The sequence below is a fragment of the Allobosea sp. ASV33 genome (assembly GCF_016428755.1).
GTDB lineage: Bacteria > Pseudomonadota > Alphaproteobacteria > Rhizobiales > Beijerinckiaceae > Allobosea.
In genome coordinates, this window is record NZ_JAELTI010000145.1 from 1 (window position 1) to 9,095 (window position 9,095).

A 9,095-nucleotide genomic window follows, 5' to 3' on the forward strand; every position below is an offset into this window, starting at 1 on the left:
GTTTCATGCAGGGGTTGGAAGCGCGACGAGGCTCGGAGCCTTCATCCGGGCCGGCGCAGGCCGAGACGATGGCCGTTGTTCGGCGCCTGTCCGATCCGGGCCGGGACAGCGCGGCATGCTGAAGAGGGCGGAGGGGGAGGAATTTTCTTCCGACGGTCCGGCTGCCGCGACGATCGCCGAGCGCCTTGATGCCGCACCATTCTGCCGGCTGCGGCTCGCGATCCTCTGCGTCGTGACATTGGCACTCTTCGCGGACATCGCCGAGGTTGCCCTGGGCAACGCGCTCGGCGCGGTGTTCCAGGCGCCGCCGCGGAGCATGACGCGCACCCAGCTTTCGGTCTTCCTCGCGGCGATCTTTGCCGGCGGTGCGGCCGGGGCTCCGTTCTTCGGCCTGCTGGGCGATCGCACGGGCCGACGCCTCGCCCTCCAGCTTGCCCTTCTCGTCATCGCCGCCGGCTCGCTTGGCGCAGCAGTGAGCGACAGCCCGGTCACCCTGATCGGCTTCCGCTTCCTGTCGGGGCTCGGCATCGGCGCTTGTCCGCCGTTGATCGCCGCCTATCTGGCCGACGTCATGCCGCCACGCTGGCGCGGCGCGATCATCTGCGTCTGCGCCGGCCTCGCCTTTCTCGGTGCGCCGGGAATCATCTTCCTGATGCGGGCGACGTCGCCGAGCTTCCTCGGACTGGAGGGCTGGCGCTGGGCCCTCGGCAGCGGGTCGGTGCTCGCCGTCATCGCTGCCGGATTGCTGCAACTGCTCCCCGAATCGCCGCGCTGGCTGGCTGCGGCCGGTCGCCTCGCGGAGGCCGAGACGGCTTTGCTGCGCTTCCGGGGCGCCCGCAGCGGCGCGGCTATGGCTCCAGCCGCGTCGCCGCTCCAGGCCGCAAGACCCGATGACAGGGACCCGACGAGCGTGCGCCGCCGGTTTCTCCTGCTCTGCACACTCTATGCGCTTTCGCCCTGGGCGACGATCGGCTTCCTGCTGATGAGTGGGGCGGTGATGCTGAAGAAGCATTTCAGCGTCGGCGATTCCGTCGTCGCGGCCGGCCTGATCATGTTTGGTCCGGTGATCGGAAATCTGCTCATGGCCCTCGTGATCGACCGGATCGACCGCAAGGCGAGCCTCGTCGCCACCGCGCTCGCGATGGCTGTGCTGGGACTGAGCTTCGCTGCCGCCACCGATTTCCTGCCGCTGGTCACGATCGGCGTGGCCTTCGCCTTTTGCAGCGCGATCTATGCCAGCGTCCTCGGCGTCTACGCCGCCGAGATCATTCCGACGGCGTTGCGATCGTCACGCACGGCCCTGGCCTGGGGGATCGGCCGCTTCGTCTCGATCTTCGTGCCGCTGGCCTTCTTTCCCTTGCTCCACCTGTTCGGCCCCTGGGCGATGTTCGGCCTGATCGCGGCTGCCGTCGGGCTCAGCGCCCTGCTCGTGGTCGCTGTCGGCCCGCAAGGTCGGACCCGGCGCCCGGTCGCCTGAGGCCGGCCTCGTGACGCGGGTAAAGGCGGGGTGTTTCGGCGGCCAAACGCTGTGACCATTTTTGAAACGCGTATTGCACAATATCGAGCAATCTGAGAAATCTGCTGCTGTTCATCGGGCGACCCGTCGCCTCGATGCGAGCCTGCGCGCGTGAACAGCCCGGCCTCGGGCAGCGCGCCGCTCCATCGAGAGACGGGATGTCTCCCGGACCGCTGGCTGGCGTGAGGGCGCACGCAGCGGGACTTGAGGCGGGGTGGGGACGTGAAGGCAAGCAGAACGAACTTGGCCCGGGCGCTGCTCGGGCTCGGCATGGCGGCCCTGGCAGGACCCGTCGCGGCGCAGACTCCCGCAGCGAAACCTGCCGGTCCCCCGGCCGCCGCGCCGGCACCGGCCGCGCCGATCTCGCCCGAACCCAGCAGCACTACGGCGAGCTTCGGGGATTGGACACTGCGCTGCCAGCGCATTGCCGATGCCGGCAAGACCGTGCGGATCTGCGAGGTCGCGCAGGTGCTCCAGGCCCAGGGCCAGCAGGTTCCGATCGCCCAGATCGCGCTCGGACGGCTCGCGAATGGCGAGCCGGTGCGCGTCACCGCGGTCATGCCGGTCAGCATCTCCTTCCCGAGCAGCGTGCAGATCGCGATGGGCGAGAAGGATGCCAAGCCGCTCGAATTGCCGTGGCGGCGCTGCCTGCCGACCGGCTGCTTCGCCGAGACCGCGCCCGGCGATGACGTGCTGAAGCAATGGCGCAAGGCGAGCGAGCCGGGGCGGATCCTGTTCAGGGATGCGGCCGGCCGGGACCTCGCCCTGCCGCTCTCCGCCCGTGGCCTCGATCAGGCGCTCGACGCGCTGGCGAAGGAGCGCCTCTGACATGTCCAAGCGCCGTTCGCCCCGCCCGGCCAAGGCCTTCGTGCCTGCTGCGATCGGCACCAGGCAGAACGACGCATTCGCATCCCGGCCGCGCTCGATCCTGGCATCATGGCGGCAGCGCTGCCTGGTCGGCCAGGCGATGGCGCTGGCGCTGTGGAATGCGCCGGCCTTCGCGCAGAACCTGATCACGCCCGACGGCCGCACCCAGACGAGCGTCTCGGTCAACGGCGCCACGACGACGATCACGACGCAGACCGTGTCCGGCGGCGCCGGCTACAATTCGTTCTCGCGCTTCGAGCAGGCGGCGGGCACGACCGTCAACATGCACCTGCCGCAGAACACCGGCGCGCTGGTCAATATCGTCCGCGACGGCCCCGTCGTCGTCAACGGCATCCTGAATTCCTACCGGAACGGCCAGATCGGCGGTCATATCTATTTCTCGGATTCGGCCGGCTTCACCGTCGGGCCGAGCGGCGTGATCAACACCGGCAAACTGACGGTCAATACGCCCCCGCGCGAATTCCTCGACCAGGTGATCGGGCCGAACGGCGTCGTGAACGAGGCGCTTGCCGCGCGCCTGCGCGCCAACGACGTGCCGATCTCGCCTGACGGGACCATCATCGTCGACGGCCGCATCAATGCCCGCCGCGGCGTCAGCCTCAACGGCCATTCGGTCAGCGTTGCCGGCCAGATCGCCGCGAATGCCGCGCCCGTCGACATTGGCGAGCGGCGCCGGCGGCACGGCGCCGCTTTTGCCCAGAGCGTCAATACCAGCGGGATGCGCCAGGGCGCCGCGATGGTCGCAAGGCGGGGAGGCGGCATCGAGATCGTCGCGGCCGGCACCGCCTCCATCTCCGGTTCGTTGAACACCGCCGCGACAGGACATCGTTCTGCCGGCTTGGTCACCATCCGTTCCGGCAAGGGCACGACCATCGCCGCGACGGCGCGGATCAAGGCGAGCGGCGCCACGTCGTCTACTGGCGCCTCCGGCTCGCCCCTCGTCAATATCGCCGATGGCGGCACGGTCTCGATCGTCTCGGACGGCGGCATCGCGATCGCGCGCGGCGCCCTGATCGACGTCAGCGGTGCGCAGGGCGTCGCGGCCAAGGCCGGTTCGGCCCGGATCTTCGCCGGCACCAATCTCGATGTCGAGAGCGGCGCGGTCTTCCGCGGCACGGCCGGCAGCACCGGCGATGGCGGCTTCCTTGAGCTCAGCGCCCGGGACACGGTGACGCTCGGCGCCATCGATGTCGATCTCTCGGCCAGTAGCGGCAAGGCCGGCCTGCTCTATATCGACCCGACCAATATCGTGATCGGCACCGGCGGCAGCGCCAACATGATCACCAACGGCACGGACGTGGTGCTGGAGGCGACGAACCAGATCACCGTCGCCGGCGACGGCATCATCGACACCCGGAATTTCAATCGCTCCGCCAATGGCGGCGTGCTCGCGGCAGCCAATCCCTCGCTCGGCCATTCCGGCAATATCACGCTGACCGCGCCGGAGATCGTGATCCGTGGCAAGCTTCTCGCCGATGTGAGCGCGGGCTCGACCTATGCGGCCGGCGACGTCACGCTCAACGCGACCCAGTCGCAGACGCTGATCGCCGGCGCGGCCAGCGCCAGCGCCGGCATCAAGGTCTCCGGCACGATCACCGGCCGCGACATCACCATGACCGCCGATGCGCGGGCGAAATCCTCCTATGCCGATACGAGCGCCGGCCCGCTCGCCGTGCTCGCGGCCCAGACCGTCGGCGGGATGATGTTCGGGCTGAACGGGGGCTATGTCGGCAGCACCGTCAGCGCCAAAGTCGAGATCGAGGACGGCGCCCAGATCACGGCGACGCGCGACGTCAAGATCCTGGCCAACGGCGTGCAGGAAGCCTCGCTGCCGGCGATCACGATATCCGGTAATTTCCCGTGGGGCGCTGCGGTCTCGATCGCGGAGATCACCGGCGAGGTGAAGGCGGATGTCGCCTCGGGCGCCAGGATCACCGTCGGCCGCAATCTCGACGTCAATGCCTTCAACGACGTCAACCTGATGGCGACGGCGCTGTCTCTGACGACGGGCCAGAGCCTGGTCGCGGCGACGGTCGCCTATGGCGCGCTCGATGTCACGACCTCCGCCAAGGTCCATTCGGGTGCCGTCATCACCGGTGGCGTTGCGAGCAACATCAACGTCTCCGCCGGCAACTCCAACACCCTTTCAACCTCGGCCACGGCGATGGCCTCGGCCGGGAGCGTCGGCGGCATCGCCTTCGCCTATTCCGACTACAAGGCCAGCGCGGAAGCGCAGTTCGGCGCCGACCTCGGCAGCAGCGGCGCCAAGGTCGGCAGCCTGACGGTCCAGGCGACCTCTGACACCGACAAGAACGCGACCAGCGCCGCGACCACGGTCGGCAACAACGCGCTCTTCAATGCCGGCCCTACCGGCTCGACCGTCTCGGATCTTCTCACCAAGATATTCGGCACCTTGAAGACCGGCAGCTCGAGCGTCCCGGCCAAGGTCGGCAGCGCGATCGCCGTCGCCAACAGCGACCTGAGCGCCAGCGCCGCCATCGCGGCCGACCCGTCCGCCTCCGCGCCGTCGATCTATGCCTCCGGTGACGTGGTCGTGGCGGCGCGGCAGCGCGATTTCGGCGTGCGGGTCATCGCCGACAGCTCGACGAATTCGAACTCGAAGGACCCGACCGCGGCGAACCCCTCCGCCCAGGTCTCGGTCTCCTTCGGCATCGGCGTCGGCGAATTCAAGCACGCCGCGACCGCCTCGATCGGGGAGGGCGTCTCCATCGAGGCGCGGCATATCGGCGTCGCCGCCCTCAACGAGATGCCGATCGCCAACACCTGGCAGAACTGGGCCGGGCTCGGCGAGACCTTCTCGCATCTCAACGGCAATATGGGCGTCGTCAACAACATCCTGACGACCTATGCCAACGCCTCCAGCCAGGCACAGCAGCTCGGGCTTGCCGGCGCGATCAACTATTTCCGCGTCGAGAACACCAGCTCCGCCTATATCGCGAACGGCGCCCGCCTGAAGCAGACCGGGGCCACCGGCGCCTGGTCGACCGATCTCGACTACAGCTATACCCAGAACTGGGATCAGGCCGTCCATGTCGCGGCCGATACGGTGACGCACAGCATCGATGTCGGCGGCAATTTCGCTTTCCTCGGCGGCACGACGGGCGGGGGCTCGGCCGTCGGCGGCTCGCTGCTCAGCATCGGCCGCGACAGCGAGACCGTCGCCGCGATCGCGGCCGGCGTGAATATCGAGGCCACCGGCGTCGCGGTTACCGCGACGACCAGCGACAAGATGTTCGTGATCGCCACGACCTCCGGCGAATCCGCCGGGACGATCGGACTCAACGGCATCGTCTCGCTCTCAGGGCTGAACAACCGCACGCTCGCCTCGATCAGCAACCAGGCGATCATCACCGCCGCGAGCGTCGCGGTGAAGGCGGACCAGGTCGTCTCGGTCTTCGGGCTCAGCGGCGCGCTGGTCGCGGGTGGCTCCAATGCGATCGGTGCTGCGGTCGCTGTGCTCGATGCCGGGACGGTGACCCGCGCCTATATCGGCGACAATAGCGGCGACCTTTCGGATGGCCGCCTGGCCGGCCCCGCCGCGCAGGGTCTGATCACCGCGAACACGGTCGATGTCGCGGCGACGACCGAAGGCCGCATAACGGTCGCTTCCGCGGCCGGTGCGGCCGCGGGCGTCGGCGGCGGTGGGCTCGAGAACTTCCTCCCGCCCGGCACGCCCGATTTCGTCAAGGATGCGATCGCGGCCTCGAACCGCAAGACCTCCTCTTCGGTCAGCCTGACCGGCTCCGGCGCTTCCTCCGTGGCGCTGACGACGCTCGGTACCTCGGCCTGGATCGACAATGCGGTGATCGCCGCCAAGGGCGTCGACGGGCTGACGACGACCGTCACGGCCCTGAACGCGACCATCGCCGAGATCGGCGCCGGTTCGGCGGCGATCAATCTCGCCGGCAACAGCAGCCCGCTCAGCGGCGCGCTGGCAGGCGCGGTCGCGATCGGCCAGTTCGACAACAGCACCGATGCCCGGATCACCGGCTCGCAACTGACCGGGATCTACGACACGACGGTGCAGGCGGTTGCCGGCGGGCGCATGACCGTCGTCGGGCTCGGCGTCGCCGGGGCGAGCTCGAATGGCGGCGCCATCGCCATGTCGGCTGCGCTCGGCCTCGTGACCAACCGGGTCGCGGCGAGCATCGCGGATTCCAGCCTGTCCGCCACGCAGGGCCTCTCCGCCTCGCAGGCCGTGCGGGTCAACGCCTATCAGACCACCGATATCGGCATCGGCGGCGGCGCTGCCTATGCCGGCGGCCAGGTCGGCGTCGGCATGGCGCTGACCTATGCCGATATCCGCGATCCCGATGGCCAGGATGCGGTCAGCGCCAAGGTTCTGCGGTCGAGCCTGACGGGCATCGACTCGCTGCAGGTGCGCGCCACCAATGCCAGCCGTATCGCCTCCTCGGCGGCGACCGGCGGTCTCGGCGGCAACGGGCTTGGCGGGGCTTTCGTCATCAACCGGATCACGCCGACGACGAGCGCGGCGATCACCGGCGCGAGCGGTGCGCTGGCGACCGTCTCGGTCTGGGGCGGCACGGTCACGGTCCTCGCCGATGGCAGCCGCGTCGCGGAATATGACGACCTGATCGCCGGCCGGCAGAACCTGTCTTCGACCGACGCCTCGCAGGTCGATTTCTCGGGCCGAGCCGCCAATAACGGCGCGGCCAATCCGGATGGTGCCGCCGTTCTCGCGATCGCCGGCGTGGTCCAGGCCGGCCGCAACAATGCCGGCGTCGCGCTGCTCGACAACACGATCGCGCAATCGCATCTCGCATCGATCGATTTCGCCGATGTCTCGGCCTCGGGCCGGGTCAGCGTCGTCGCGCAGGACGGCGCGACGCTGACCGGCGTCGCCATCGGGCTCGGTGCGGCGACGGGGCAGTTCGCCGGCACCGCCTCGGTCGTGCTGCAGTCCATCGAGAATGTCGCGCGCGCGCATATCGGCGGGGCGGGCACCAGCATCTCCGGCGGGATCGTCGAGGTCACCAGCACCGGCAGCTCCGCGATCCGCGGCAGCGCCGGCTCGCTCGGGCTCGGTTTCGGGGCGGCCGCGCTCGGGCTTTCCGTCGTCGAGAACAACATCGCCAACGAGATCAAGGCCGAGATCGACGGCGCGCAACTCACCGCGTCCAGCGATCTGGTTTTGCGCGCCAATTCGACGGCGACCATCGATACGCTGGCCATCGGCATCGCCATGTCGCGCAATGTCGGCCTCGCCGGCTCGGTCGCCAATAACAGCGTCGCGACCGATATCGGCGCGACGATCACCGGCGCCGATATCGTCGCCGGCAACAATCTCGGCGTGTTCGCCGCCAATACCGACCGGATCACGGTCTCGGCCGGCGCGCTCGGCGCCACTGCCGGCGCGCCTAGCGTCGCGGGCGGGCTCTCCGTCGTCAACAACACGATCGGCGGCACGACAAGTGCCGCGATCGGCGAGGACAGCACCGTCGATGCGCGCGCCGGCGGCTCGGGCTCGCTGAGCTACAATGCCGGCCAGCTCGTCACCGCCTTCGATCTCTCGACGGCCAACGGGCCCAGCTCCGCCCAACCCTCGCTCGCGATGGCGGCCCGCAGCATCCACGGGCTCGGCGTCGTCGCGACCTCGCAGCAATCGGTGCTGGCCAATGCCGTGACCGGCGGCGTCGCGATCTTCCCGATCTCGGCTGCGATCGCGATCGTGCCGATCCGCAACGTGCTCGCCGGCAGCACCAGCGCCACCATCGACGACAGCCGCGTCAACACGCGCCTCGCCGGCACGGATTCGACGGCTGTGGCGGTGGAGGCCGCGAGCCATTCCTATGCGGCGACCTTCATCACGGTCGGCTCGATCGGCGGCGCCGCGGCTGCGGGCGCCGATGCCAACACGATCATGGGCCGTAACACCCATGCCGGGCTGACGAATTCCATGCTCGGAACGACCACGCCCGGCTTCACCGGCGCCGGCGTCACTGCGCTCGACATCGCCGCCAACGCCTCGCAATCGGCGGCGAGCAATGTGCTGGGCTTCGCGATCGGTATCGGCGGCGCAGCCGCGTCCGGCGTCGTCAACAGCTTCGCGGCGACGACGACCGCGACCCTCGACCAAGGCCTCGTCACGGCCGGCCGTGTCGGCGTCAATGCCGAGAGCCGCAACGGCTTCCATGCCCAGGCGGTGACCGGGGCGGCCGGCGGTGTCGGCATGGGCTCGTCCTTCGTGGTCGGCACCAGCCGCAACACCACGCTCGCGACCATCGGCGGCGGCTCCGGCCAGACCGTGCTCAATCTGAATGGCGCGCTCGCGGTCGCGGCGCGCAGCGTCAACGCCTTCACCACGCTCTCCGCCGGTGGCGCGGCGGGCGGCTTCGCAGGCGTCGCCGGCATGGTCTCCCTCGTCGATGTCGAGAACGAGACGCGCGCCGGGCTCTATGGCGTTACCGCGACGCTGCGGCCGGCCAGCGCCGCCGGCATCAGCGTCACCGCCAACGAAACCACCTCCATCGATGCGACCACGGCGGCAGGTGCCAACGGCTCCTTCGGTGCCGGTGCGGCCGCCAATATCGCGAGCCTCGACAGCCGCGTGCTCGCCGACATCACCGGCTCGGTCTTGTCCGCTCCCGGTGCCGTCGCGGCTTCGGCGACCTCCGATCGGATCGTCGACGCCAACACCATGACCTATGGC

At 69.4% G+C, this 9,095-nt stretch carries 3 protein-coding genes; all 3 read left to right on the top strand.

Annotated elements, in window-relative coordinates; translation table 11 throughout:
- Positions 1–115 precede the first annotated feature (115 nt).
- A complete protein-coding gene (locus JHD80_RS25615) occupies positions 116–1,477 on the top strand; it encodes an MFS transporter (RefSeq protein WP_199093177.1) in 1,362 nt (453 codons plus the stop codon).
- Positions 1,478–1,759: 282 nt separating this feature from the next.
- Positions 1,760–2,344 (top strand): invasion associated locus B family protein, encoded by a 585-nt coding sequence (locus tag JHD80_RS25620; protein ID WP_248311779.1) that lies wholly within the window; start codon positions 1,760–1,762, stop codon positions 2,342–2,344.
- A 1-nt stretch (position 2,345) separates the two neighbouring features.
- A partial coding sequence (locus JHD80_RS25625) for a leukotoxin LktA family filamentous adhesin (RefSeq protein WP_199093180.1) occupies positions 2,346–9,095 on the top strand: 6,750 nt, incomplete at its 3' end.

Coding starts and splice junctions, on each gene's coding strand:
- JHD80_RS25615 (WP_199093177.1), top strand. CDS start 116: ATGCTGAAGAGGGCGGAGGGGGAGGAATTTTCTTCCGACGGTCCGGCT.